This is a genomic window from Streptomyces sp. NPDC001744 (genome assembly GCF_042892575.1).
GTDB lineage: Bacteria > Actinomycetota > Actinomycetes > Streptomycetales > Streptomycetaceae > Streptomyces.
The window spans coordinates 101,193-123,847 of sequence record NZ_JBIAUG010000020.1; the positions used below are offsets into that span (position 1 = coordinate 101,193).

Genomic DNA, 22,655 nt, shown 5'->3' on the forward strand with positions numbered 1-22,655 from the left:
CGCATGACGGAAGACTTCGACCTGGGGGCCCTGCTCGCCGAGCGCGGCGGCGAGCGGTACGAGCTGCACGCCGCCCACCTCAACCCCCAGCTCCCGCGCATGCTCCACACCCTCGGCTTCGACAAGGTGTACGAGCGGGCCGAGGGGGCCCACTTCTGGGACGCCGAGGGGAACGACCACCTCGACATGCTCGCCGGGTTCGGCGTGATGGGCCTCGGACGGCACCACCCCGTCGTCCGCCGGGCCCTCCACGACGTCCTGGACGCCCAGCTGGCCGACCTCACCCGCTTCGACTGCCAGCCGCTGCCCGGCCTCCTCGCCGAGCGGCTGCTCGCCCACAGCCCCCACCTCGACCGGGTCTTCTTCGGCAACAGCGGCACCGAGGCCGTCGAGACCGCCCTCAAGTTCGCCCGGTACGCCACCGGGCGGCCCAGGATCGTCTACTGCGCCCACGCCTTCCACGGGCTCACCACCGGCTCCCTCTCCGTCAACGGCGAGCGCGGCTTCCGGGACGGCTTCGGCCCGCTCCTGCCGGACACCGCGATCGCCCTCGGCGACCTCGACGCCCTGGAGCGCGAGCTGCGGAAGGGCGACGTGGCCGGCTTCCTCGTGGAGCCGATCCAGGGCAAGGGCGTCCAGGAGGCCCCGCCCGGCTTCCTGCGCGGGGCCCAGGAGCTGCTGCGCCGGCACGGCGCCCTGCTGATCGCGGACGAGGTGCAGACCGGCCTCGGCCGGACCGGCGACTTCTACGCGTACCAGCACGAGGAGGGCGTCGAGCCGGACCTGGTCTGCGTGGCGAAGGCGCTCTCGGGCGGTTACGTGCCGGTCGGCGCCACCCTCGGCAAGGACTGGATCTTCAGGAAGGTCTACTCCTCGATGGACCGGGTCCTGGTCCACTCCGCGAGCTTCGGGTCGAACGCGCAGGCCATGGCCGCCGGGCTCGCCGTCCTCGCCGTGATGGAGCAGGAGGGCACGGTCGCCCACGCGCGCCGGATCGGTGACCTGCTCTCCGGGCGCCTGCGGGAGCTGGTGCCCCGGTACGAACTGCTCCACGAGGTCCGCGGACGCGGCCTGATGATCGGCATCGAGTTCGGCCGGCCGTCCTCGCTGGGCCTCCGCGGCCGCTGGGCGATGCTCCAGGCGGCCCGCAAGGGCCTCTTCGCCCAGATGGTCGTCGTCCCGCTGCTCCAGCGGCACCGCATCCTCACCCAGGTCTCCGGGGACCACCTGGAGGTGATCAAGCTGATCCCGCCGCTGGTCGTGGACGAGGCGGACGTGGACCGGTTCGTCACCGCCTTCACGGCGGTCATGGACGACGCCCACGGCGGGAGCGGGCTGATGTGGGACTTCGGCAGGACGCTCGTCAGGCAGGCGGTCGCGCAGCGCTGACGCGCGCCGCCCGGGTTTTGCCTCCGGGGCAATAAACTTGCCTCAGAGGCATGATCCTGGCGGAATGGACGCATGGACCACGTCCCCGGGGAGCCCTCCCCGGACCCCGCCGCTCCCGACGCCCTGCCGGACGTGGCCCCGCAACTGCGGGCGCTGCGCCGCCGCCGGGGGCTCACCCTGGAGGCCGCCGCCCGGCGGGCCGGTCTCTCGCCGGCCCACCTCTCGCGCCTGGAGACGGGGAACCGGCAGCCCTCGCTGCCGATGCTGCTCGCCCTCTCCCGTACCTACGGTACGACGGTCTCCGAACTCCTGGGGGAGGCGCCTCCCGAGCGGGACCCCGTGATCCGGGCCGGCCGCTCCGAGCCGGTCGAGGCCGACGGCTGGATCTACCGCCAGGCGGGCGGCGCCGGACGCGCCCTCCAGTGCCTGCGGGTCCACGTGCCGTACGCCACCCGGGGCGACATCGTGCGCGTGCACCCGGGCGAGGAGTGGATCCACGTCCTGGAGGGCCGGGTGCGGCTCGCGCTCGGGGAGGCGGTCCACGTCCTCGACCCCGGGGACGGCGCCCACTTCGACTCGCTCACCCCCCACCGGATCGGCGCCGCCACTCCCGGCGGGGCCGAGCTGCTCTTCGTCCACACCCTCCTGCAGAGCCCCGACGCCGAGCTGTGCCTCGGCGACGGGACCCCGCACCGACGCCGCCCTTCGTGACGCATTCCAAGGAAAGGACTGACATGTCCGAGAAGTCCGCACCCGTCACCGGCGAGGAGCGCGGGGAAGGCAAGTTCCCCAAGGGCCTGGTGCTCCGCCTCTTCGCCTACCTGATCGCCGGTCACCTCTTCGCCGGCTTCCTCTACCTGCTCTTCGTGCTGGGCGGACAGAACCAGTAGGGCGGGGGCCGCGCGGCGGAACCGGCGGGGACGGAACCCGGCGGGGCGGGCGCCGCCCGGTCCCGGCCTACGCCTCCGTGAGCAGCCGCTCCCGCAGCCGCTCGCGCGTCTCCGGAGCCAGGCCCAGCCCCTCGGCGAGGTAGGCGTCCACCGAGCCCCAGGTCGTGTCGATCGTCTCGAAGGCGGCCCGCAGGTACTCCGCCCGCGCGTCGAAGAGCGGGCTCAGCAGCTCCATCACCTCGGGCCCCATGGCGTCCGGGGCGGTGGAGCCGCGGCGCACCTTGTAGCGGCGGTGCGGCTCGTTCGACTTCACGTAGTCGGCCTCGATCGCCGCCCGGTCGACCCCGACGGCGAGCAGGGTGATCGCGACGGCGAGCCCGGCGCGGTCCTTCCCCGCCGCGCAGTGCATGAGCGCCGGCACGCTCTCCTCCGCCATGGAGTGCAGGATCCGGCTGTGCTCCGCGGTCCGCTCGACCACCATCCGCCGGTACGAATCGGACATCCGGGCGGCCGCCCTGCCGTCACCGAGGACCTCCCGCAGCTGCGCGACCCCGCCGTCGCGCACCAGCCTCCAGAACTCCTTGCCGTCGGCCGGGTCGTTGAGCGGTATGTTCACGTTGCGCACGCCGGGCAGTTCGACGTCCGCGCCCTCGATCCGCCGGTCGGCCTCGTTGCGGAAGTCGAAGACGGTGTGCAGGCCCAGCGAGGCGAGGAAGGCGGCGTCGGCCTCGGTCGCGTGGGCCAGGTGGCCGCTGCGGAAGAGGCGCCCGGGGCGGACGGCACGCCCGTCCGTCGTCGGCAGGCCGCCCACGTCCCGGAAGTTGCGGACCCCCGCAAGCTCGGGCTCGACGGCTTCGGCGGGCGGGACCTGCGGCAGCTGCTGCGTCACGGATGCTCCTGGGGTCGGCGTTCGGGTGTCCGGCGCGGGACGGGTTCCTGGGGCAATCATCCGGGCGGGAGGCGCGCGGCGCACCCCCTCGGACGGTAATGGGTGAACTGTCCGAATTAGGGCCTTGGTTATGACAAGCCCCGGTTGGGGTGAGATGGGGAAAGGCGCGTGAGCAGCGTCATAGAAGTGACGGATCGTGGCCGGGAGGCCGGCGTGATTTCCGTACGGCACAGGGAAATCGAAGGACCGTCATCCACGGAGGGTGACCGTGATCGCCTCGTGATGATCTAGCGCGGAATCCCCGGGACCGAAGAACGGCTTGTTCACGCCGACTCCGCTCGTCTAGCGTCACCGTCAATCCGGTCGGACCGCCGAATCCTGCCACCGTCCGGAATTCCACCCATCCCATGCGTGGCAGGAGCGGGGGACCCAGGAAGTACGCCGGTCCCGTGACACAGGACGGCTCGGGGTGAAGTCGCGTGAGAACGCGGCCGGACATCTCCAGTCCGAACCCGACAGCTCACCTCGCAGGCGCCGGAGAGGAATTCGACATGCCCGCGAAGGGTAAGCACCGCCGCCCGAAGAACAACCTCCTCACCCGCGGATTCGCCGCCGCCGGTACGGGAGGCGCCGTCGTGGCCCTCCCGCTCATCGGCGCCACGGGGGCCCACGCCGCCGAGCAGGCCGCCCCGGCCGCCGCCCCCGCCCCGGCCGTCGTGGCCGCCGCCCAGGTGCGGGCCACCCCCGTGCAGGCCGTCCCCGCGAAGGCCGCCCCGACGACGTACGCCGTCGTCCGCGGCGACTACCTGTCGAAGATCGCCGCCGACCACCACGTCACGGGCGGCTGGCGGAAGCTCTACGAGGACAACCGCCGGACCATCGGCGCGGACCCCTCCCTCATCATGCCCGGCATGAAGCTCACCGTCGGCGCCGAGGGCTCCGCCCCCACCGGCCCGAAGAGCGCCCCGGGCACCCGGAGTTCCGGCAAGGGCGACGACACCCCGCGCGCCTCCCGCGAGACCCGCCGCGCCGCCGCCCCGGCCGCCGCCACCGCGGACGCGCCCGAGGGCCCGTCCGGCTCCTCCACCGCCTCCTCCTCCGGCTGGGTCGCCCCCGTCACCGGCGGCTTCTCCACCCCGTACCGCGCCTCCGGCGCCATGTGGTCCTCCGGCTATCACACCGGTGTCGACTTCATCGCCTCCTCCGGCACCACCGTCCGCGCCGTCGGCGCCGGCACGGTCGTCTCCGCCGGCTGGAGCGGCTCGTACGGCAACGAGGTCGTCATCAAGCACGCGGACGGCAAGTACTCGCAGTACGCCCACCTCTCCTCCCTCGCGGTCTCGGCCGGCCAGTCCGTCACCGGCGGCCAGCAGATCGGCCTCTCCGGTTCCACCGGCAACTCCACCGGCCCGCACCTGCACTTCGAGATCCGCACCTCGCCGAGCTACGGCTCGGACATCGACCCGCTGGCCTATCTGCGCGGACACGGCGTCTCCGTCTGACGCGCAACGGCGAAACCCCTTTCCGGCGGCCCGGCACGAAAATGCCGGGCCGCCGGCGTATTCCGTCTTGGCGGAATCTTTATCGGTGGCATATCTCACCCGTCGTCAACCCCTCCTTACGGTCGCGTAGGTCACACGCGAGAAGGAAGGATGGGCGCCCGTGGCAGACGATTCGAGATCAAGAGACAAGAACGCATTCGGGTCGTACACGGCGATCGGTGACAGCTTCACCGAGGGCGTCGGAGACCCCGGCCCCAACGGGACGTACGTCGGCTGGGCGGACCGCTTCGCGGTCCTGCTCGCCGACCGGTTGCCGGAGCAGGACACCTTCCGCTACGCCAACCTGGCCGTACGCGGACGGCTCCTCGACCAGATCGTGGCGGAACAGGTCCCCCGGGCGAAGGAACTCGCCCCCGACCTGGTGACCTTCTGCGCGGGCGGCAACGACATCATCCGCCCCGGCAGCGACCCCGACCACGTGGCCGAGCGCTTCGAGCGCGCCGTCGCCGACCTGACCTCCGCCGTGGGAACCGTCATGGTGACCACCGGCTTCGACACCCGCGACGTCCCCGTGCTCCGGCACCTGCGCGGCAAGATCGCCACCTACACCGCGCACGTCCGCGCCATCGCGGACCGCCACGGCTGCCCCGTCCTCGACCTGTGGTCCCTGAGGTCCGTCCAGGACCGGCGGGCCTGGGACGGCGACCGTCTGCACCTCTCGCCCGAGGGACACACCCGGGTCGCCCTGCGCGCCGCCCAGGTCCTCGGCATCCCGGTGCCCGCCGACCCCGACCAGGCGTGGCCGCCGGTCCCGCCGCGCGGCACGCTCGAAGTGCGCCGCGACGACATCCAGTGGGCGAGGGAGCACCTCGTCCCCTGGATCGGGCGCCGGCTGCGCGGCGAGAGCTCCGGGGACCGCGTCGCGGCCAAGCGCCCCGACCTGATGCCCCTGGGAGACCTCATCCCCCTGTAGCGGGCGGCACGGCGGGGATCCGTTCCAGGACCCCGCCGGCGAACACGTCGTACAGCGGCAGCGTCTCCAGGTGGACGTAGCCGATGTGGCAGTCGCAGACGGCGAGGGGGCAGGCGCGGGGGCGCAGGGCGGCGCGGTACGAACCGTCGTACAGGTTCCCCAGCTCCGCCCTGACGAAGTGGCAGCGCCGCACCGTCCCCCCGCCGTCCACCGAGATCACCGACTCGCCGGTGCGGCACGGCAGCCCCGCCGAACGGTGCGGATGCCGGCTGTACGGAAAGAGCGGGTCGAGCTCCGTCCACCGCGCGGCCTCCGCGTCGGAGTACGCGTGCCCCTCGGCCGCGTTCACCCACAGGTACACGTGCGGCGGCAGCGCGTCCCGCAGCCGCCGCGCCTCCTCCAGGTGCGCGGGAAGACCGACCACGCCGACGCTGAACCGGACGCCCCGCTCCGCCAGGTCGCGGCACTTGGCGAGGAAGCGCTCGTACGGTGTCTGCCCGGGGTGGTACGTGCACCAGAGCGCCACGCCCTCCCGGTCCGCCTCCGCCAGCCAGTCGGTCCGGCAGCTCAGATTGGTCTGGATCGCCACCCGCTCGACGTGCGGCAGCCGGGACAGCTCGACGAGGGCCCGCCGGTACCAGGAACGCACCAGCCCCTCGCCCCACGGCGTGAACAGGATCCGCAGCCGGTCCCCGGTCTGCGCGGCGGCCCACCCGGTGAACCGTTCGAGCGCCGCCCGGTCCGCGCGCAGCTGCTCCCGGCTGTCCCGGCGCTTGGCGAAGGGACAGTACGGGCAGTCGTAGTCGCAGGAGGAGAGCGGCCCCCGGTAGAGCAGCGTCAGGTCCACGACCGCCCCCTACTTCGGCTCGTACGCGGCCATCGCGGCCCGTACCCCGGGGGAGAACAGCTCGGGGCCGAGCCCGTCCGAGTGCGCCAGGCCCTCCGGCGAGAGCCGCAGCAGCCCCTCCGGAGCCTCCCCGTCCAGCCATCCGAGCGCCTCGAACCGGGCCAGCTCGCCGGGGAAGTCCGCGAACGGCGAGGACCCGAACCGCTCCTCGTACCCGGCGAGCGGCATGCCCTCCGCCTGGAGCAGCGACTGGAGCAGGTGACGGCGCCGGGCCTCCCCGGCGTCGACCCACCGGCCCACCTCGGCGCGCGAGAAGTCCCCGGTCTCCGTGTAGGCGTCGACGATCGAGCGGATCTCCCGCATGTCCACGGCGTAGTCGAAGGAGTAGTGGAGCTTCGAGGTGTACGAACGGGCCCCGCAGCCCAGGCCGATCATCCCGTCCGTCTGGCACGCGTGGTCGTCCGGACCGAGCGGCGCCGCGCCGCTCCGCCGGAACATCCGCATCGACACCTGCTCGTAGCCGCGCTCCAGGAGGTGGTCCCGGCCGCACCGGTACAGCCGCAGCCGCCGCTCGTCCCACTCCCGGTCGTCCGCGGCGGACGAGCGCCCCAGCCCGGTCAGCGGCCGCACGTACAGCGGATAGAGGTACAGCTCCTCCGGGTGCCAGGCCAGGGCCGCGTCGAGCGAGCGGCGCCAGGACTCCTCGGTCTGCCCGTCGATCCCGTAGATCAGGTCGATGTTGAGCACCGGGACGCCGGTGTCCCGGATGCGGCCGAGCGCCGCCTCCACGTCCGGCCGGCGCTGCGGCCGGACCGCCGCCCGCGCCTCGGCCTCCACGAAGCTCTGCACCCCGATGCTGAGCCGGGTCGCGCCCCGCTCCACGAGCAGCGCGAGCCGGTCGGCGGTCGCGGTCGCGGGCGAGGTCTCCACGGACAGCGGCACCGCCCGCAGGTCCGCCCCCGTGCGCTCCTCCGCGATGTCGCAGAGCCGTTCCAGCTCGGCGGCGGTGAGGAAGGTGGGCGTGCCGCCGCCGAACGCCGCCGTGGCGAACCGCACCGGAGCCCCGTCCCCCAGGGCCTCGCGCACGGCGACCGCCTGCCGGTCGAGGGCGTCGAGGTAGCGGGTGGTCAGCTCGCCGGGCGCGCCGATCCGGGTGAAGAGGTTGCAGAAGCCGCAGCGCACCTCGCAGAACGGCACGTGCGCGTAGAGCGAGAGCGCGTCCTTCGGCTCCCCGGCCCAGAGCGCGGCCAGTCCGGGCCGTTCGGGAAGCCTCCGGTACGCCGTCTTGTGCGGGTAGGCGTAGACGTAGCTCCGGTACGGACGGGGGGCGGGGACGCCGGAGGTGTTCACGCGGCGCCCTCCCCGTCGGGACCCGGCAGGACGAACTGCGCGTACGGCACCGTCCACACGACCTCGTGACCGAGCCGGTGGCCGGTGAATCCGTCCTCCCCGTACGCGGTGCCGTGGTCGGAGCAGACGATCGCGAAACAGGGGCGCCGGCGGCTCGCCGCGGCGAAGAGCCGCCCGATGTGCCGGTCGACGTACTCCAGGGCCGCCGCGTGCGTCTCCCGGGAGTCGCCCGCCTCGCGGGTCGCCCCCGGCAGGTGGAACCAGTTGGGCTGGTGCAGCGCCGACACGTTGACGAAGAGGAAGAGCCGTTCCTCCCGGGGCAGCCCGGCCACCACCTCCTCGGCGCACGCCACCTGGGACTCGAACGAGGTGGGGGAGGCGACGCCGAAGGAGGGCTCCCAGTGGCTCTCCCGGAAGAGCCCGGGGAGCACGGAGCCGAGCGGCGGCTGTTTGTTGAAGAAGCCCACCCCGCCCACGCAGACCGTCCGGTAGCCCTCGGCCGCGAGGCCGGAGACGAAGTCCGGGGTGTCGTGGACCCAGGTGCCGTCGGCGGTCGACTCGCTTCCCGCGAACCGGGCCGCGAACAGCCGGGGATGGGGCCCCTGCGCGGCGGGGGTCGGCAGGAAACCGGCGAAGATCGCCTGGTGGGAGGCGTAGGTGAAGCTCCCCGGCGCGTGCCGCCGCTCCCAGGCCCCGCCGGGCAGGTGCCGGGCCAGGTTCGGTATGCGCCCCTCGGCCGCCAGCTCGGCGGCCACGTCGTACCGGAGCGTGTCGAGGGTGACCAGGAGCAGGTCGTGGCTGCCGACGATCGCGTTCATGTCGGGCTGGTTCACGGGGTGCTCGTTCCTGTGGTGCGGGCGGTGCCTGTCGTGCGTGAGGCGGGTGGCGTACGGGGGAACAGCGCGGCCACCTGGGCCGCGTAGGTGTCGAGGCCCTCGGCCCCGCCGCCGGGCAGGCCCGTGAGGCCGGGCAGCAGGTCGCCGAAGGCGTTGACCTCGCCCACGGCGAAGCGGCGCCACCCCGACGAGGGCAGCAGGTCGACGCCCACGCACCGGGTGCCGGGGAACGCGGCGGCGGCCCGCTCGCACACCCCGAGGACGTCCGCCCACCGCCCCCCGGCAGCGCCGATCGCGGCACGGGCCGCGCCCAGGTCGCCCCGGGCACCGCCCAGGTGCAGATTGGTCAGGGGGGAGCGGCTGGTCCGGAGCACCGCGTGGGTGGCCCGCCCGTCGACCACCACCACCCGCAGGTCGGCGGCCCGCCCGTTCTGGGTGGCCTTCGGCAGCCACCGCTCGACGTGCAGGCCGTCGGGGGCGAGGGCGTCCACGATCGCGGCGACCTCGCGTTCGCTCGTGTAGCGCCGTACCCGCAGGGAGTTGAAGAGCCGGCCGTCCGGCCCGCGCTCCACCGAGGTGGTGGCCTGGACCCGGCCCGCGCCGTTCGTCTCCACCGCGAGCACCCCCGAGGCCGAGGAGCCGTGCGCGAGCTTCACGAACACCCGGCGCATCCCGGCCCCGGCCGTCAGCGTCCGGAGGTCCGCCCAGCCGCGCACGGCCGGCGCGGAGGCGCCCGAGGTCGGCGACTCGGGCACCGGCACGCCGGCCGCCCGCAGCCGGCCGTGGCACAGCCGCTTGTCGAACAGGACCGGCAGCTCCGCCGGGTCGTCGACGAGGACCCCGCCCGCCTCCGTCACGCTCCGGGCGAGGTCCGCCACGGCGGCGGTGAACCGCCCGTACCAGCGGCCGGTGCCCTCGACCCGGGCCGGGTCGTCCGTCCCGCGCAGCAGCCGGTCGGTCTCCGGCTCCCCGCCGGGCGAGTCCAGGCGCACGGTCTCGCCCGCCGCGAACCGGGCCCGGCCCCGCAGCACGTCGGACCAGGGCACGACCCGTGCCCCGGGCAGCCCGGCGCGCCGCAGCGCGTCCTGGAAGAACGCGACGCGGCGGTCCGCCGGGGCGCCGACGACCACGGGGCGCGGGCCGGAGGTCATTCGGCGACCGCGACGTACCGGTGGACCTCGCCGTCGCCGTAGTCCTCCGGCGTCTGCGCCTCGTCGAGGACCACGGTCACGCCGTGCGGGACGAGCGCGGCCCGCACGCGTTCTTGCATCGCCTCCGAGAGGTAGTGGTGCGAGAGGTCGAGGCGCGCGAGGTGGGTGAGGGGCCGTCCGCCGAGCAGGGCCGCCGCGCCCTCGTCGGTGAGTACGCCCATGGACAGGTCGAGCCGGTCGAGCCGGGCGGTGACGGGCGCGTCCGCCACGGCGGCGGCGACGGCGTCCTCGATCACGCTGTTGCGCAGGCCCAGGCGGCGCAGGGCGGGGAAGGCCGTGCCGGCGAGCAGCGGGGCCAGGTCCCCGGGGGTGCTGTCGCCGCCGTACTCGTCGGTGCCGAGCCAGAGTTCCAGCTTCTCCAGGGCGGGCAGGTCGCTGCCGGCGATCCCGCGCACGACCTCGGCGCCGAGGCCGCCGGCCTCCACCACCAGGGTCTCCAGGGAGGCGTGCCGGACCGACGGGAACGCCAGGCCCGTGCCGCCGCGCACCCCCAGCTCCCGCAGTGCCGGGTAGGCGGCGAGCAGCGGTGTCACGTCGGACTGGATGATCCAGGAGATCTCGCAGTCCTCGAAGGTCATGTCGCCGAGGAAGACCGCCTCCAGGCCGGTGAGCCGGTTGTTGGCGGCCATCAGGGCGGTGACGATGCCGGCGGACGAGGTCTCGTAGGGCTCGTCCCAGCCGCCGACGACGATCGCGCGGACCCGCGAGGCGTCGACGGCCTTCAGGAACCGCTCGAAGCGGGGGGCCCACCGCTCGTCACCGGGGTCGGAGTACGTCGGCGCCGAGATCCGCCAGGCGACCCCGGACGCGTCGGGCAGCCCGACCGGAGCGGCCGCGTCCGGGAACTCGAACACGGGGAGACCGTGGAACTCCTGCAGGTGGTGGCCGATGGTCATGAGGGTGCTCCAGGGGAGGGCGGACGGCGTGGGCCGCTGGTGCCAAGAGTTCTACCAAGCGGCACCGACAACGTCGTGCGCAGGGTCGCCCGTCGGCGCGCGCCGGACCCGGGCGCGCGCCGGAACCTGGTCCGGCTGGTATGGAGAGGTGAAGGGGGAGGCCGGTCAGGAGTGGCGCGCGGGACGCGGCGGCGCCGGGTGCTGGGATGTGCCTGCCGAAGCCCCGGCACCCACCTCCGAAGGGACCGCCCGTGACGACCCGCCGGCCCAGCGCCACCCGCACCGTCCGTCTGCTCGCCGCCACCGCCGTGCTCGGCGGCCTCCTGGCCACCGGCACCGCCGCCCCGGCCCTGGCCGCCGCCCCCGCCGCCGCGTTCGCGCGGACGGCACCGTCCGCCGCCGACCAGGAGGCCGCGACGGTCACCGTCAGCGGGACCGGGCGCGCGTCCTCCGCGCCCGACCTGGCGATCCTGTCCATCGGCGTCGAGGCCACCCGGGCCACGGCGAAGGAGGCGATGGCGGCGCAGAGCGCCGCGGCCAAGACCCTCCTGGACGTGCTGCGCGAACAGCGGATCGCGGAACGGGACGTCCGCACCGACAGCCTCTCCCTGGCCCCGGTCTACACCCAGAACGCCCAGGGCGAGAGCAAGGTGACCGGGTACCAGGCCGGGCAGGCGTTCTCCGTGAAGGTCCGCGACATCGACAGGACCGGGCAGGTCGTCGGCGCCGTCAACGAGGCCACCCGGGACGCGGCCCGCATCAACGGCGTCGTGTTCGACGTGGCCGACCCGTCGGCGCTGCGCGCCAGGGCGCGGGAGGCCGCCTTCCGGGACGCGTACGACAAGGCGACCCAGCACGCCCGGCTCAGCGGCCACCGGCTCGGCCGGCTGGTCTCGCTGAGCGAGGGGGAGTCCGTGCGCCCCGGCTCGGGGGCGGCCGGCGTCGCCGCCGAGGAGACGGGCGTCCCCCTCGCCCCCGGGGAGATCGAGGAGCAGGTCACCGTCTCGGCGGTCTTCGAGCTGCTCTGACGGACCGGACCCCGGACCGGTCACGCCGCTCCCCGCCCCGCTCCCGGCCGCCCCCGCCCCGGTCCTCCGGACGCGGATCGTCCCGGCCCTGGCCCTCCGGGTACGGACTGCCCCCGCCCCGGCCCTCCGACGGGCGGGGACCGTCCCGGCCCCCGGGGCGCGGGGCCGCCCATAATGGAGCGACCCCCAGAGACCAGGAGCTCCTGTGACCGGTACCGGTTCAGACCGTTCGTCGCGGGCCCGGCTGCGCTCGCTGCGCCCCGAGTCCTTCGGAGCGGACCCCGAGGGCGAGCGCCTCGCCCGCGTCCACCGCTCGCCGAACTTCGGGAACGGTACCTTCCAGAACCCCGAGCCGACCCGGCGGGGCCCCTCCGGGTCGACCGTCGCACTCGCCAGGACCTACTTCGAGAAGGAGGGGCGCGCCCGCCGGGCCCCCGCCGGCGCGATCCCCGTCCATCCCACCACCGTGGCCGACCTGGCCCGGCCCCCCGCCACCGGTCTGCGCCTCACCTGGATGGGACACTCCGGCGTCCTCGCCGAGATCGACGGCCACCGGGTCCTCTTCGACCCGGTCTGGGGAGACCGCTGCTCCCCGTTCCCGTTCGCCGGTCCCAAGCGGCTCCACCCGGTGCCCGCGCCGCTCTCCGCGCTCGGCCCCGTCGACGTGGTCGTGATCTCGCACGACCACTACGACCACCTCGACCTGCCGACGATCAAGGAACTCGCCACCACCGACACGCTCTTCGCGGTGCCGCTCGGCGTCGGGGCGCACCTGGAGCGCTGGGGCGTGCCCGCCTCCCGGCTGCGGGAACTGGACTGGAACGAGTCCACCGAGGTGGACGGGCTGCGGCTGACGGCCACCCCGGCCCGGCACTTCTGCGGCCGGGGACTGCGCAACAAGCAGCACACGCTCTGGGCCTCCTGGGTCGTGCGGGGAGCCGGGCACCGGATCTTCCACAGCGGCGACACCGGTTACTTCTCCGGCTTCCGGGAGATCGGCGCGGACCACGGCCCCTTCGACGCCACCATGATCCAGCTCGGTGCCTACTCCGAGTTCTGGACCGACATCCACATGACCCCGGCGGAGGGCCTGCGGGCCCACCTGGACCTCCAGGGCGGCGGTCCGGCCGGTGTGCTGCTGCCGATCCACTGGGGCACCTTCAACCTGGCGCCGCACGCCTGGGCGGAGCCGGGGGAGTGGACGAAGGACGCGGCCGAGGAGGCGGGGCAGGCGGTGGCGTTTCCTCGCCCTGGTGAGCCGTTCGAGCCGGCGGGGAAGCTGCCCGCGGAGGCTTGGTGGCGTGGTGTGTCTCAGCCGATCGCTCATCCGTGGCGCCGGCCGAAGCCGGCCCAGACCCCTGCCGGGGCGCCCGCGCATGATCTCGACCTGGCGGGCGATCGCTGACGTCGGGCGAGGACGAGCCGGGCAGGGTCGTGGCCCTGCTGGCTCGCCTCTGGACGAGGTCCGTCAATTGAACGGTGTAACCAGGGCGTTCAGGGTTACTGGCGGGCTGCGGAGAGGCGGCCGTCGAAGGTGACGTCGAGGGCGTTCAGCGCTGTCTTCCGGCGCAGGGTCCAGCGGGCCTGGACCTCGCCGGTGGTCAGGCCCTTCGCGGACAGCGAGACGACCATCTCGTCCGCTCCGGCAGGGGCCGCGTGTGGGTCGATCTGCCATCCGGTTACGGAGCGCGGCGCGTCCCGGCACGGGGCCGCCCGGCCGCGGCTGCCAAGCCGTCCGCGGCCGGCTCACGATCGACTTCTCGGAGGCCGGTTTCCTCCTTTGCGTGACCCGGGTTTCGTGTGGCGTGTCGGTGCCGGTAGTCGCGCATGGCTTCCTCGCGCCAGGTGGTGAAGGTGGCGTCGCACAACTGGTCACGGAATCGGCCGATTCCCATCCAGCGCAGTACGGCCCCGGACCGGTCCAGGGGGAAGTAGGTCTCCCCGGGGCCGGTGGTGCCTGCCTTTGGTTCCCCGGTTGGTTCTGGTGTCCATCCCAGCGCGGTGACCGTGTCCATGGAACGCAGGTTTCCGAAGACGCCCGGCATCTGACGGGCCTGCTGTCCCAGGTTCAGGTGTTCCACCTGCACCGGCCCGGTGTCGTCGCTCGCCTCCAGGCACATGCTCAGGTCCCCGCCCAACTGCCCGGCACGCCCCAGTACGATCTTCTCCTGCATCAGCGCCTTGCCGGTGCCGTGCAGACGGATCCGGGTGCGACGGTGGGTGGCGATCTCGTCCGAGACCACGAACGGCTTGCCCGCCCAGGTCAGGAGGGCTCCGTCGCCCACGGTGACGTCGACCGTCCAGGATGACGGTGCCTCGCCTTCGTAGGCGACCGTGCCGGTTGTCTCCACGACGTCGAGCCAGGCGCCGGGAGCGACGTCCACATCGATGCGGACGTCGTCGCCGGACAGCAGCAGTGCCTGGGTGGCGAGCAGCCCCACCCTGGCTCCGCCCGCGTCATGGTCCATGACCCGGACCGTCAGGTGCCCAGTCGTGTGGTGGACGCGGCTGCGGCTCCCCGTGGGGGCGACGCTCAGGCGGGTTGTGCGGGTCACGCGCTCTGCCCGGCATCCGCCGGCGCGTGGTGGTGCGCGTGGCTGGTGCCGTCGGCGTGGGTGTGCGGGAGACCGCCCTCACCGTCCTGGCCGGCGTGGAAGTGCGGGGCCATGGGGCCGGGGTCGACGGGGGTGTGCTCGCCGGTGCGGTAGCGGGCGAGGGTGTCCCGGACCCAGCCGGTCAACATCCGGATGGACGCTGCGTCGTGCCGGGACAGCGCGACCACCGGGGAGCCTTGGCGGGCTTCGCGGCCCTCGCGGGTCATGCGCTCGACGTCCACGCCCACGTATTGGCCCAGGTCGGTCTTGTTGATCACGAGTAGGTCGGCGCGGGCGATGCCGGGGCCGCCCTTGCGTACGACGTCACCGCCGCCGGCGACGTCCAGGACGAACAGCTGGGCGTCCACCAGGGCGGGGGAGAAGGTCGCGGTGAGGTTGTCGCCGCCGGACTCGATGATGACCAGGTCAAGCGGCCCGAAGTCGGCCTCCATGTCCTCGGCCGCCAGCAGGTTGGCGGTCACGTCGTCGCGGATCGCGGTGTGCGGGCACGCGCCCGTCTCCACGGGGCGGATCCGTTCGGGGTCCAGCACCCCGGCGCTCTTGAGGAAGCGGGCGTCCTCGTCGGTGTAGATGTCGTTCGTGATGACACCCAGGCGCAGTTCGCCGGAGAGCGCCTGGCACAGCGTCGCGATCAGCGAGCTCTTGCCGGTGCCGACGGGACCGGCTACGCCCAGACGCATGGCGCGGGTGGGGCTGGTGTTCTCAGGCACTGAAGAGCCTTTCTTTGGTGGTTTCGTGGGTCTCGGCCCAGCGCTCGATGAGGGGGGCGCCGCGGGCCGGGATCTGTTCGGGGGTGTGCAGGTGGGCGACCTGAGCGGCCATCTCGTCGATGTCGGGCAGCAGGTCCTTCACCCACGCGGCGATGAGCAGCGGGTCCTGAGGCTCGAGTTTGAGCAGGGCCGCCGTCACGGTCTGGACGTCGTCGTACCCGACCAGGCGGGCCAGGTCGGAGGCGGCCATATCGGCCCGGTGGGCGAGCAGGCCGAGGACGACGGGCCGCGACCAGCCGCGTGCGCGAGCGTCAGGGGGGCCGGGCCAGAGCGCCTGCAGGACACGCAGGTATCCGCGACCCAGGCGCCTTCCGTTGGCTCTCAGCGCCTGGCTGGGGGTCCGGGCGGCCCAGGCGGCCTCGACCTCGGCGAGGTCGCCGCCACCGGCTGCCACCGCACGGGCGACCACGGCGGTTCCGGCTTCCACGAGGGTGACCGTATGGAGCCGGGCGCGTAGATAGGCGGGAACCTCGGCCGATGTCGTGCCGGCCCGCAGGGCCGGCTCCAGACCGGCGGACTGCGTGTGTCCCCCGGCCGGGAGCCGCGCGTCGCCCAGCAGGGCGAGCAGGAGCGAAGAAGTACTCACCGGACGCCTCAGAACATGAGGTAACGCTGGGTGAGCGGCAGGTTCTTCGGTGGATTCGGCTGGTCGAGATACCAGAAACCGTCACGGCTCGTGTGCTTGACGAGGCTGTGATTCCGTGATGCGGCGAGACCGGGGATCTCCACCGCGATCTTGAAGGTACTGGGGTCGATGTCGATGCCGAACCGCCCGCTGTTGAAGACCATGTCCGCCTTCTTGACGTCCTTGACGGGCTTGGCGCCCTTCAGCTCGCGCCGCAGGCCGAGGGTGGCCTTCAAGGATTCCTTGAAGATGCCCCGACCCCTCACCGCGCCGTATGGGTCGGTGCCGGAAGGCGGGTTGAGGACCTTGTCCGAAACGAACGAGTAGGACAGCCGGGGAGCGAGTGCGTCGGCCATCGCCGGGCGCAGGAAGGTCGGCTGCGGCGTCGATACCGAACCGTTGGGGTCGCCCAGGTTGCCCAGCACCATGGCGCCGCCCTTGATGACCAATTCGGGCCGTACGGCGAAGAACCGCGGGTCCCACAGCACCAGGTCGGCCAGCTTGCCCACCGCCACCGAACCGACGTACTCGTCAATGCCATGGGCGATGGCGGGATTGATGGTGTATTTGGCCACATAGCGCAGTGCGCGGGCATTGTCGCCCGCTCCCCGCTCGGCCCGGTAGAAGAAGTTCGCGTCCTCGAAGGTCTTGTGGCTCCACTCCTTCATGACGTGGGCGACCTGCCAGGTGCGGGTCACCACCTCACCGATGCGGCCCATGGCCTGAGCGTCGGAGGAGGTGATGGACATCGCACCCATGTCGTGCAGCACGTCCTCGGCGAACATGGTCGTGGAGCGGATGCGGGAGTCGGCGAACGCCTGGTCGTTCTTGTTTCCGAGGTCGAGGTGGTGGGCGGAGGCCAGCATGTCGATGTGCTCGGCCACGGTGTTCCGGGTGTACGGCAGCGTCGGGTTCGTCGAGGCGGGCAGAACGTTCTCCTCGGCGGCCACCTTCAGGATGTCGGGGGCGTGCCCGCCGCCGGCGCCCTCGGCGTGGAAGACGTGAACGCCACGCCCGTCAATGGCATCGAGGGTGGTCTCGACGAAGCCGGCCTCATTGAGGGAGTCGGCATGCAGGGTGACCTGCAGGCCCCACTCCTCTCCGGCCTTCAGCGCGGCGTCCAGGGCCGCCGGAGTGGCCCCCCAGTCCTCGTGGATCTTGTAACCGCCGGCGCCCGCCAGCGCCTGCTCGTCCAGGCCGTCCTTGCTGACCGTGTTGCCCTTGCCCAGCAGCATCACATTGACCGGCAGGTCGTCGAAGCCGCGGTGCAGATTGACCAGGTGCTGCGGACCAGGCGTCACGGTGGTCGCTTTGGAACCTTCGGAAGGGCCGACACCACCGCCGATCAGCGTGGTGGTCCCGGTGGCCACGGCCTCCCTCACGGCCGAGGGGGAGATGAAGTGCACATGGGTGTCGACGGTGCCGGCGGTGAGGATCTTGCCCTCGCCGGAGATCACGTCCGTGGAGGGACCGATCTCCAGCCCGGGCGTGACCCCGTCCATGACATCGCTGTTGCCGGCCTTGCCGATCGCGACGACCTTGCCGTCCTTGATTCCGATGTCGGCGCGCACGATGGCGTTGCTGTTTCCCCGCTCCTGGGCGGGAGCGACATCCAGGATGATCACATTGGTGATCACGGTGTCGGGGGCGCCCTGAGTACTGGTGGTGGTGCCTTGCAGCATTGACTCCCGGATGGTCTTGCCGCCACCGAAGATCGCCTCGTCACCACCGAAGGTCAGGTCTTCGGTGATCTCGATCCAGAGGTTGGTGTCGCCCAGACGGACCTGGTCGCCCACGGTTGGGCCATAGGATTTCGCGTACTGCTCGCGGGTGATCTTCGCCATTGCTTTCCTCCAGCTGGGTGTACGGGGGTCCGGTCAGTCCAGATCGACGTCGTCGGCCTGCTTGTCCTTGCGCAAGCCCGGCACATGGCGCCTCCCGCCGATCGGAACGACCTCGATCGCGTCGCTGGGCGCGTTCTCGGGACTGAACCGCATGGAGTCCCCCGGGGCGATGTCGAGGCGGTGGCCCCAGGGGGCCACTCCCGGTGTCTTCGACCGTGGGTGCGCCAACTCCCGTGCGGCGGCGATCTGCTCGGACCGCGCGCGCTCGGGGTCGGTCAGCGCCGTCTCGGCAGCGGTGGCGGCGTCCAGGTCGCTGAAGAACAGCAGGTCCTCGTTGACGTCGGCCAGGTGGGTGTGCGAGCCGACCTGGATGTCGCGGTCACCGACGTTGACCACATAGACAGTGGCCTTGCCCTCGCCGGAGTTGAGGACGTGCTCCGCGGTAGGGTCCTTGACCCACACTCCGCCCACCTTGTACCGGGAGAAGCTGTGGACCTGGCCCGGATCCAGATCGGAGGGCGGCAGGGATTCGGGAGGAACGACGTGGTCGGGCCGCGTCTTCGGACGCGCGATCGGCGTGGGCTTCGCTGCCGGTGATTGGAAGTAGGGCATGGGCTCGTCCTCAGCGGATCGGGGTAGCCGTGGGCGTGGTCTTCGGGGCGCGGATCGGGTCGTAGAGGGTCACGAGCTTGCGTCCGTCGGGGAAGGTCGCCTCGATCTGGAGGATGTCGAGCATCTCGGCGACGCCCTCCATGACGTCGGCCGTTGTGAGGATGCTTTCGCCCTCGCCCCGGGTGTCGCCCTTCCGCTGATCCAGGGGAACGCCGGCGTCGCTCATCATCTGGTCGACGGTGTAGGTGCCGGCCCGGGCCTCCTCGATGACCCAACAGCTGATGTAGGCCACAGCCTCGGGGTAGTTCAGCTTGATGCCGCGCTCTTTGCGGTAGCTGGCGAGCATCCCCGCCATGCTCAGAAGCAGCTTTTCCTGCTCTGACGGAACCAGGTGCATCCGTGCTCCTTGGTAGTGGTGATGGTGTGTCCGGCCCCTGGTGACCTCGGCTCGGGGAAAGCGGCCAGGACGCCTCCGGACCGGCATCCGTAAGGCGAGCGAGCCCACGCGTGCTCGGGGAGTGGAATGCCTGCCGCCTTCCCGGATCCGGCGATGAATGCGAGTCCGCGGCCAGAGGGGGACCACCGGGTCCGTCGGCCGAGCCGTACTGGGCCGTAGTTGATCATCCTGCGGTCAGCCGGAGTGCTTCCACATAAACGCCCCGAATCCCTCGGACGGATGTCGACACGAGCGTTTGAACGAAGCCGGCAGTCACGAGAAGGGCGCTGGTTCGATGAGCTCGCGCTCGACGGTGGCGCCGCCCGGCGCCGCGCCACCAAGCAGTGGAAGCCGCACCCGAGCCCGCGGTGGACCCTGGACGCGGTCACCGAACGCCCCGCCTTCGTCCGCAACGGCCGCGTGGACCTCCTGGCCGTCAACAGCCTGGCCCGCGCCTTCCACCACGACCTCTACGCCAACCCGCACAACCAGGGGAACTTCGCCCGCTTCCAGTTCCTCGACCCCGTCTCGCGCCGCTTCTCCCCCGACTGGGACCTGGCCGCGGACATCTGCGTCGCCATCCTGCGCACCGAGGCCGGCCGCAACCCGCGCGGCAAGGACCTGCACGATCTCGTCGGTGAGCTGTCGACCCGCAGCGACGCCTTCCGCACCCGCCGGGGCGCCCATGACGTCCGCCTCCACGGCACGGGTACGAAGCGTTTCCACCACGCGGCGGTCGGCGACCTCACCCTCGCCTACGAGGGGCTGGAGCTGACGGCCGAACCCGGACCCGTCCTCACCGTCTGCACCGCCGAACCCGGCTCGCCCTCCGACGAGGGCCTGCGCCTCCCCGCCTCCCGGGCGGCCACACAGTCCGCTTCCGCGACGGAGTCGACAGCCCGCTGAACGGGCGCCGTCGAGGGCCGGAGCGGACTCACGCCCGGGCCCCCGAACAGGATCCGGACCCGGCGGGCGATCGCTGACGTCGGGCGAGGACGAGCGGGCAGGGCCGTACCCCGGCCGACCGGGTCGGGGTCGTCCCCGAGGGGCGTCCGGGCGCGCGCCGTGAAGCGCCGGCCGGGGCGGAGGGGTGCGGTCGCCCCGCCCGGTCATGGCGAAGCGCGTCTACGTACGGTCGCCGGCTCCGCGCCCACCGGCCTTCGTGTCCCCGGCGGGGGCACCGGGGGTGTGCGACGGCGCGGCGCGCTTCCGGTCCGGCGCCGGCGCCGAAGGGGCTTTCGGCGGGGCACCGGAGTGCCTGTTGCCGAAGTCCGGGGCCGAGGGCGGGGCCGGAGCCGCCGGCCGGGGGTCGCAGGGCGTCCAGGAGTGCCTGTCCCGTGCCGCGCCGGCGGAACCCTCCCGGCCCGGGGCCTCCACGGCTCCATCCCTGCCCGGGGTCTTCTCCTGACGGGGGCGACAGGGTGGCTCGCCCTTCCACGGAGGCTGTACGGAGGCCCGGGGAACGAGCGGTGCGGCGGTGGCGCGGGGAGACGGCGGCTCGTAGGGCGGCGGGGGCCCGGGCAACGGCCCCGTGGGCTCCTCCGAAGGGAGGGGAACGGCGGTGCTGGGGCGGGGTTCGGGCTCGCGGGTCTCGGTGTCGTCGACGGGGCCGAGCGGGACGGACGCGGCGATGGCCACACCACCCAGGGTCAGGCTCGCGGCCAGGGCCGAGAGCGTGGCCCTCAGCGAACGTCCCGTGCGGCGTTCCGGCACGGGACGCCAGTCCTCGCGGCGCCCGGTGTGCCGGGACGTGTGCAGACCGGCGTCGCGGGCCGCGCGGAACGCGGCCACGGCCGCTCGGGTCGAGGCGTCGTCCACATCGGCGGGCCGCAGGGCGTCGGCCAGGGCCGCCGCGATCTCGTCGTGCTTCCGCATCCGCTTCCACCTCCTCATCCCTTGAGTTCCTTCGCGAGCCGCCTCAGTCCGCGGTGCGCGGCGGAGCGTACCGCTCCGACCCGTTTGCCCAGTACTCGGGCCGCCGCGGGCCCGTCCAGCCCGACGACGACCCGCAGCAGCACCGCCTCGGCCTGGTCCCTGGGCAGGCCGGCGACCAGGGCCAGGGCCTCGGCGGTGGACATCGCCTCCAGGGCTTCGCCCGCCGTCTCCCGCGGGGCGGGAAGATCGAGCACGCCCTGTTCGAGCGGGGTGGTCGACGGCCGGGAGCGCAGGCGCCGCAGGTGGTCGAGCGCGCGGTGACGGGCGATGGTCGCGGTCCAGCCGCGGAACCCCGCTCCGTCCCCGCGGAACCGCCCCAGGTCACGGGCTATCTCGAGCCAGGCATCGGAGGCCACGTCCTCGGCGGCGTCCTCGACGAGCCCCCGCAGGTAGCCGAGCATCCCGGGCTGCACGATCCGGTAGGCATCGGCGAACGCCTCGTCGTCACCGGCCTGCGCACGCTCCACCGCACGCTGCAGAGCGGCGTCGTCCGCCCTCAAATGATCTTCCTCTGGTTTTCCGGTGTCACGCTGTCCGGCGGATCACCTTACGCGGCTGCCGGCGGGCGGCCGTCGGCGGTGTGCCGCGACGAGGGCGGGACCCGCGCCTGTCGCGGAATCAACAGGAAGAACGCGTAGGCGGATTCACCGGAACCGGCCTCGAAGCGATTGACCACCTTGCCGAGCGGATTCCATGCCCGTCCGTCAGGTGTCCGGACGCCGACCGGCTGCCGGAACAGCTCGGACGTCGCCCCGTCGAAGTCGACCCAGAGGGCGTGCGCCCGACGGACGATCACCTCGCCGACGTACGCGCCGAGTTCGTGGAGGACCGGTGCGACGGCATCCGGATCGCCGGCTCCGCTCCGCAGCCCGTCCACCACGCGATCGACGATCCGGAGACTGGCCGCGGAGAAGTCGAGGGGGAGCCGTGTCCGCGAGGCCGTGCGGGAGGCGAACGCGGAGGCACAGCGACTCATGTCGGCGGCCCGCAGCGTACGGCTGACGTGGTCCATCGGTTCCACCCTTCGTGCGCGAACCGGTGCGGCTCCCCGGTTCTCCAAGGCCATCGGGAGGGTGCGCGTTCTCCGCGCCTCCCGATGATCAAGCGGAGACGGGCGCCCGATCGTCACGGGGCGGCCCTGTGATCATCGCCACACCCGGGCGGGAGGGGTCGGCGGGGGAGTGCCGAACCTCCGCCGGGGGGAGCCGGGGGAACGCCCCCGAAGTCCGTTCCGAGGAGACGGCACCGGGACGTCACGGCCCGCCGGACGGGCCGGCGGGCCGTGACGGGACCGGAGCCCCCCGTGTCACCGGAGCGCCCCGCACCGCACCGCCGGGCACCCGCGGGTGCCCGGCGGTGCGGCCCGGCTCGGCGGTCAGCCGGCCGGCCCGGTGCCGACGGTCACTCCGCCCACGGGTCGAGCCCCTGTTCCAGCAGGTGCTCCTCCTCGCTCTCGCTCAGGAAGCGCGCGGGGTGCCTGCCCCAGAGCGAGAGGTCGCTCAGAGGGTTCGCCGGGAACTCCGCCCGCAGGACGCGGACGAGGAACTCGACCATCCCGCAGTCGTGGCGCTGCCAGACGCCCTTGCCCCGGTGGTACACGAGCACCGGCCACGCGGACGGGTCGTCGCCGGAGGCGTCCCAGCAGACGATGTCCGCCGCCGCGTCGGAACCCCACGCGATGAGCCGCGGCCGCGTCCCCTCCAGTGCGGGCTCCTTGCCGAAGGCCCCCCAGGCATCCTCGGCGGTGAGGGTCTCCACGAGCATGCCGCCGTAGGGCGACGTCGGCTGCTCCGCCTTCGGCTCGGGCGCCTGGACCACGAAGAAGTTGCCGATCGCCCCGGGGCCCCACACCTCCATGAAGGCGCGGTAGTCGGGCGGGAACTCCGTACCCCACGACGCTTCCATGGCAGCCCAGTCGACGGGCGCCCCGGGCGCCGTCCTCGGCGGCATGAGCTGTCGCAGCGTCTCCGGATCAGTCATCGCGGTGCCTCCTTCTCCTTCCGGTCG

24 protein-coding genes, 1 pseudogene and 1 riboswitch are annotated in these 22,655 nt (G+C 73.0%); of the genes and pseudogenes, 8 read left to right on the forward strand and 17 right to left on the reverse strand.

The features are described 5' to 3' along the window. Positions 1 to 3: 3 nt before the first annotated feature. The 3 genes from ACFYZY_RS23060 to ACFYZY_RS23070 all read left to right on the forward strand — a co-directional run bounded on the left by ACFYZY_RS23060 (position 4) and on the right by ACFYZY_RS23070 (position 2,279). Complete coding sequence (locus ACFYZY_RS23060; RefSeq protein WP_388697182.1) at positions 4 to 1,389, forward strand: aspartate aminotransferase family protein; 1,386 nt, start codon at positions 4 to 6, stop codon at positions 1,387 to 1,389. Positions 1,390 to 1,461: 72 nt separating this feature from the next. Continuing rightward, the gene (locus ACFYZY_RS23065; RefSeq protein WP_388697185.1) at positions 1,462 to 2,100 is read left to right on the forward strand and encodes a helix-turn-helix domain-containing protein; all 639 of its coding nucleotides are present in this window, start codon (positions 1,462 to 1,464) and stop codon (positions 2,098 to 2,100) included. Between the two features lie 23 nt (positions 2,101 to 2,123). Continuing rightward, positions 2,124 to 2,279: a DUF6126 family protein gene (locus ACFYZY_RS23070; RefSeq protein ID WP_388697188.1), complete on the forward strand. Its 156-nt coding sequence runs from the start codon at positions 2,124 to 2,126 to the stop codon at positions 2,277 to 2,279. Between the two features lie 67 nt (positions 2,280 to 2,346). Here ACFYZY_RS23070 and ACFYZY_RS23075 read toward each other — a convergent pair whose 3' ends face one another. Continuing rightward, entirely contained in the window at positions 2,347 to 3,168 is an 822-nt protein-coding gene (locus ACFYZY_RS23075; protein WP_388697190.1) for a tyrosine-protein phosphatase, read from the reverse strand. A 387-nt stretch (positions 3,169 to 3,555) separates the two neighbouring features. Continuing rightward, positions 3,556 to 3,715: riboswitch (cyclic di-AMP (ydaO/yuaA leader) on the forward strand. 4 nt (positions 3,716 to 3,719) lie between these two features. Here ACFYZY_RS23075 and ACFYZY_RS23080 point away from each other — a divergent pair. Next, complete coding sequence (locus ACFYZY_RS23080; RefSeq protein ID WP_388697192.1) at positions 3,720 to 4,670, forward strand: peptidoglycan DD-metalloendopeptidase family protein; 951 nt, start codon at positions 3,720 to 3,722, stop codon at positions 4,668 to 4,670. Positions 4,671 to 4,830: 160 nt separating this feature from the next. Next, positions 4,831 to 5,643, forward strand: coding sequence for an SGNH/GDSL hydrolase family protein (locus ACFYZY_RS23085; protein WP_388697195.1), 813 nt, complete (start codon positions 4,831 to 4,833; stop codon positions 5,641 to 5,643). Here ACFYZY_RS23085 and ACFYZY_RS23090 read toward each other — a convergent pair. The 5 genes from ACFYZY_RS23090 to ACFYZY_RS23110 are packed head-to-tail and all read right to left on the reverse strand — an operon-like array spanning position 5,630 to position 10,783. Continuing rightward, positions 5,630 to 6,490, reverse strand: coding sequence for an STM4011 family radical SAM protein (locus ACFYZY_RS23090; RefSeq protein ID WP_388697197.1), 861 nt, complete (start codon positions 6,488 to 6,490; stop codon positions 5,630 to 5,632). The genes ACFYZY_RS23085 and ACFYZY_RS23090 overlap by 14 nt on opposite strands. Before the next feature lie 9 nt (positions 6,491 to 6,499). Further along, the gene (locus tag ACFYZY_RS23095) at positions 6,500 to 7,840 is read right to left on the reverse strand and encodes an STM4012 family radical SAM protein (RefSeq protein WP_388697199.1); all 1,341 of its coding nucleotides are present in this window, start codon (positions 7,838 to 7,840) and stop codon (positions 6,500 to 6,502) included. Further along, the gene (locus ACFYZY_RS23100; RefSeq protein WP_388697305.1) at positions 7,837 to 8,658 is read right to left on the reverse strand and encodes an STM4013/SEN3800 family hydrolase; all 822 of its coding nucleotides are present in this window, start codon (positions 8,656 to 8,658) and stop codon (positions 7,837 to 7,839) included. The genes ACFYZY_RS23095 and ACFYZY_RS23100 overlap by 4 nt, the downstream gene beginning before the upstream one ends. Before the next feature lie 11 nt (positions 8,659 to 8,669). Further along, positions 8,670 to 9,827 (reverse strand): STM4014 family protein, encoded by a 1,158-nt coding sequence (locus ACFYZY_RS23105; RefSeq protein WP_388697201.1) that lies wholly within the window; start codon positions 9,825 to 9,827, stop codon positions 8,670 to 8,672. Continuing rightward, the gene (locus ACFYZY_RS23110) at positions 9,824 to 10,783 is read right to left on the reverse strand and encodes an STM4015 family protein (protein WP_388697202.1); all 960 of its coding nucleotides are present in this window, start codon (positions 10,781 to 10,783) and stop codon (positions 9,824 to 9,826) included. The genes ACFYZY_RS23105 and ACFYZY_RS23110 overlap by 4 nt, the downstream gene beginning before the upstream one ends. Before the next feature lie 251 nt (positions 10,784 to 11,034). On the opposite strand from ACFYZY_RS23110, the gene ACFYZY_RS23115 reads away from it, so the two are divergent. Together ACFYZY_RS23115 and ACFYZY_RS23120 are read left to right on the forward strand one after the other, a co-directional pair. Next, positions 11,035 to 11,811, forward strand: a complete 777-nt coding sequence (locus ACFYZY_RS23115) for an SIMPL domain-containing protein (protein ID WP_388697204.1) — start codon at positions 11,035 to 11,037, stop codon at positions 11,809 to 11,811. Between the two features lie 205 nt (positions 11,812 to 12,016). Continuing rightward, positions 12,017 to 13,216 carry an MBL fold metallo-hydrolase gene (locus ACFYZY_RS23120; protein ID WP_388697206.1) on the forward strand — a complete coding sequence of 400 codons (1,200 nt, stop codon included), beginning with the start codon at positions 12,017 to 12,019 and terminating at the stop codon, positions 13,214 to 13,216. A gap of 95 nt (positions 13,217 to 13,311) precedes the next feature. On the opposite strand, the gene ACFYZY_RS23125 is transcribed toward ACFYZY_RS23120, so the two are convergent. From ACFYZY_RS23125 to ureA, 7 genes are all read right to left on the reverse strand, one after another. Further along, entirely contained in the window at positions 13,312 to 13,443 is a 132-nt protein-coding gene (locus ACFYZY_RS23125; protein WP_388697208.1) for a hypothetical protein, read from the reverse strand. Positions 13,444 to 13,490: 47 nt separating this feature from the next. Beyond that, positions 13,491 to 14,279 carry an urease accessory protein UreD gene (locus tag ACFYZY_RS23130; RefSeq protein WP_388697210.1) on the reverse strand — a complete coding sequence of 263 codons (789 nt, stop codon included), beginning with the start codon at positions 14,277 to 14,279 and terminating at the stop codon, positions 13,491 to 13,493. Positions 14,280 to 14,362: 83 nt separating this feature from the next. Further along, on the reverse strand, positions 14,363 to 15,106 hold the full coding sequence (gene ureG / locus ACFYZY_RS23135; RefSeq protein ID WP_388697307.1) for an urease accessory protein UreG: 744 nt from the start codon (positions 15,104 to 15,106) through the stop codon (positions 14,363 to 14,365). A 22-nt stretch (positions 15,107 to 15,128) separates the two neighbouring features. Beyond that, a complete protein-coding gene (locus ACFYZY_RS23140; RefSeq protein WP_388697213.1) occupies positions 15,129 to 15,782 on the reverse strand; it encodes an urease accessory protein UreF in 654 nt (217 codons plus the stop codon). Between the two features lie 8 nt (positions 15,783 to 15,790). Next, complete coding sequence (gene ureC, locus ACFYZY_RS23145; RefSeq protein ID WP_388697216.1) at positions 15,791 to 17,665, reverse strand: urease subunit alpha; 1,875 nt, start codon at positions 17,663 to 17,665, stop codon at positions 15,791 to 15,793. Between the two features lie 33 nt (positions 17,666 to 17,698). Next, on the reverse strand, positions 17,699 to 18,277 hold the full coding sequence (locus tag ACFYZY_RS23150; protein ID WP_388697217.1) for an urease subunit beta: 579 nt from the start codon (positions 18,275 to 18,277) through the stop codon (positions 17,699 to 17,701). 10 nt (positions 18,278 to 18,287) lie between these two features. Then, positions 18,288 to 18,674, reverse strand: coding sequence for an urease subunit gamma (gene ureA, locus ACFYZY_RS23155; protein WP_388697220.1), 387 nt, complete (start codon positions 18,672 to 18,674; stop codon positions 18,288 to 18,290). A 342-nt stretch (positions 18,675 to 19,016) separates the two neighbouring features. On the opposite strand from ureA, the pseudogene ACFYZY_RS23160 reads away from it, so the two are divergent. Continuing rightward, positions 19,017 to 19,619: pseudogene (locus ACFYZY_RS23160) on the forward strand (transcriptional regulator); the annotation flags it as partial. A 219-nt stretch (positions 19,620 to 19,838) separates the two neighbouring features. Here ACFYZY_RS23160 and ACFYZY_RS23165 read toward each other — a convergent pair. The 4 genes from ACFYZY_RS23165 to ACFYZY_RS23180 form a co-directional block, all read right to left on the reverse strand. Then, complete coding sequence (locus ACFYZY_RS23165; RefSeq protein WP_388697222.1) at positions 19,839 to 20,606, reverse strand: hypothetical protein; 768 nt, start codon at positions 20,604 to 20,606, stop codon at positions 19,839 to 19,841. After that, a complete protein-coding gene (locus tag ACFYZY_RS23170) occupies positions 20,603 to 21,148 on the reverse strand; it encodes an RNA polymerase sigma factor (RefSeq protein WP_388697224.1) in 546 nt (181 codons plus the stop codon). The genes ACFYZY_RS23165 and ACFYZY_RS23170 overlap by 4 nt, the downstream gene beginning before the upstream one ends. 47 nt (positions 21,149 to 21,195) lie before the next feature. After that, positions 21,196 to 21,660 (reverse strand): hypothetical protein, encoded by a 465-nt coding sequence (locus ACFYZY_RS23175; protein ID WP_388697226.1) that lies wholly within the window; start codon positions 21,658 to 21,660, stop codon positions 21,196 to 21,198. Between the two features lie 389 nt (positions 21,661 to 22,049). Further along, positions 22,050 to 22,628, reverse strand: a complete 579-nt coding sequence (locus tag ACFYZY_RS23180; protein ID WP_388697228.1) for a hypothetical protein — start codon at positions 22,626 to 22,628, stop codon at positions 22,050 to 22,052. Positions 22,629 to 22,655 lie beyond the last annotated feature (27 nt).

What these genes read in the sequence shown, in the direction of transcription:
- ACFYZY_RS23060 (WP_388697182.1), top strand. Translation starts at nt 4, where the DNA reads ATGACGGAAGACTTCGACCTGGGGGCCCTGCTCGCCGAGCGCGGCGGC.
- ACFYZY_RS23065 (WP_388697185.1), top strand. Translation starts at nt 1,462, where the DNA reads ATGGACCACGTCCCCGGGGAGCCCTCCCCGGACCCCGCCGCTCCCGAC.
- ACFYZY_RS23070 (WP_388697188.1), top strand. Translation starts at nt 2,124, where the DNA reads ATGTCCGAGAAGTCCGCACCCGTCACCGGCGAGGAGCGCGGGGAAGGC.
- ACFYZY_RS23080 (WP_388697192.1), top strand. Translation starts at nt 3,720, where the DNA reads ATGCCCGCGAAGGGTAAGCACCGCCGCCCGAAGAACAACCTCCTCACC.
- ACFYZY_RS23100 (WP_388697305.1), bottom strand. Translation starts at nt 8,658, where the DNA reads ATGAACGCGATCGTCGGCAGCCACGACCTGCTCCTGGTCACCCTCGAC.
- ACFYZY_RS23105 (WP_388697201.1), bottom strand. Translation starts at nt 9,827, where the DNA reads ATGACCTCCGGCCCGCGCCCCGTGGTCGTCGGCGCCCCGGCGGACCGC.
- ACFYZY_RS23110 (WP_388697202.1), bottom strand. Translation starts at nt 10,783, where the DNA reads ATGACCATCGGCCACCACCTGCAGGAGTTCCACGGTCTCCCCGTGTTC.
- ACFYZY_RS23125 (WP_388697208.1), bottom strand. Translation starts at nt 13,443, where the DNA reads ATGGTCGTCTCGCTGTCCGCGAAGGGCCTGACCACCGGCGAGGTCCAG.
- ACFYZY_RS23130 (WP_388697210.1), bottom strand. Translation starts at nt 14,279, where the DNA reads ATGGACCATGACGCGGGCGGAGCCAGGGTGGGGCTGCTCGCCACCCAG.
- ureG (WP_388697307.1), bottom strand. Translation starts at nt 15,106, where the DNA reads ATGCGTCTGGGCGTAGCCGGTCCCGTCGGCACCGGCAAGAGCTCGCTG.
- ureC (WP_388697216.1), bottom strand. Translation starts at nt 17,665, where the DNA reads ATGGCGAAGATCACCCGCGAGCAGTACGCGAAATCCTATGGCCCAACC.
- ACFYZY_RS23150 (WP_388697217.1), bottom strand. Translation starts at nt 18,277, where the DNA reads ATGCCCTACTTCCAATCACCGGCAGCGAAGCCCACGCCGATCGCGCGT.
- ureA (WP_388697220.1), bottom strand. Translation starts at nt 18,674, where the DNA reads ATGCACCTGGTTCCGTCAGAGCAGGAAAAGCTGCTTCTGAGCATGGCG.
- ACFYZY_RS23165 (WP_388697222.1), bottom strand. Translation starts at nt 20,606, where the DNA reads ATGAGGAGGTGGAAGCGGATGCGGAAGCACGACGAGATCGCGGCGGCC.
- ACFYZY_RS23175 (WP_388697226.1), bottom strand. Translation starts at nt 21,660, where the DNA reads ATGGACCACGTCAGCCGTACGCTGCGGGCCGCCGACATGAGTCGCTGT.
- ACFYZY_RS23180 (WP_388697228.1), bottom strand. Translation starts at nt 22,628, where the DNA reads ATGACTGATCCGGAGACGCTGCGACAGCTCATGCCGCCGAGGACGGCG.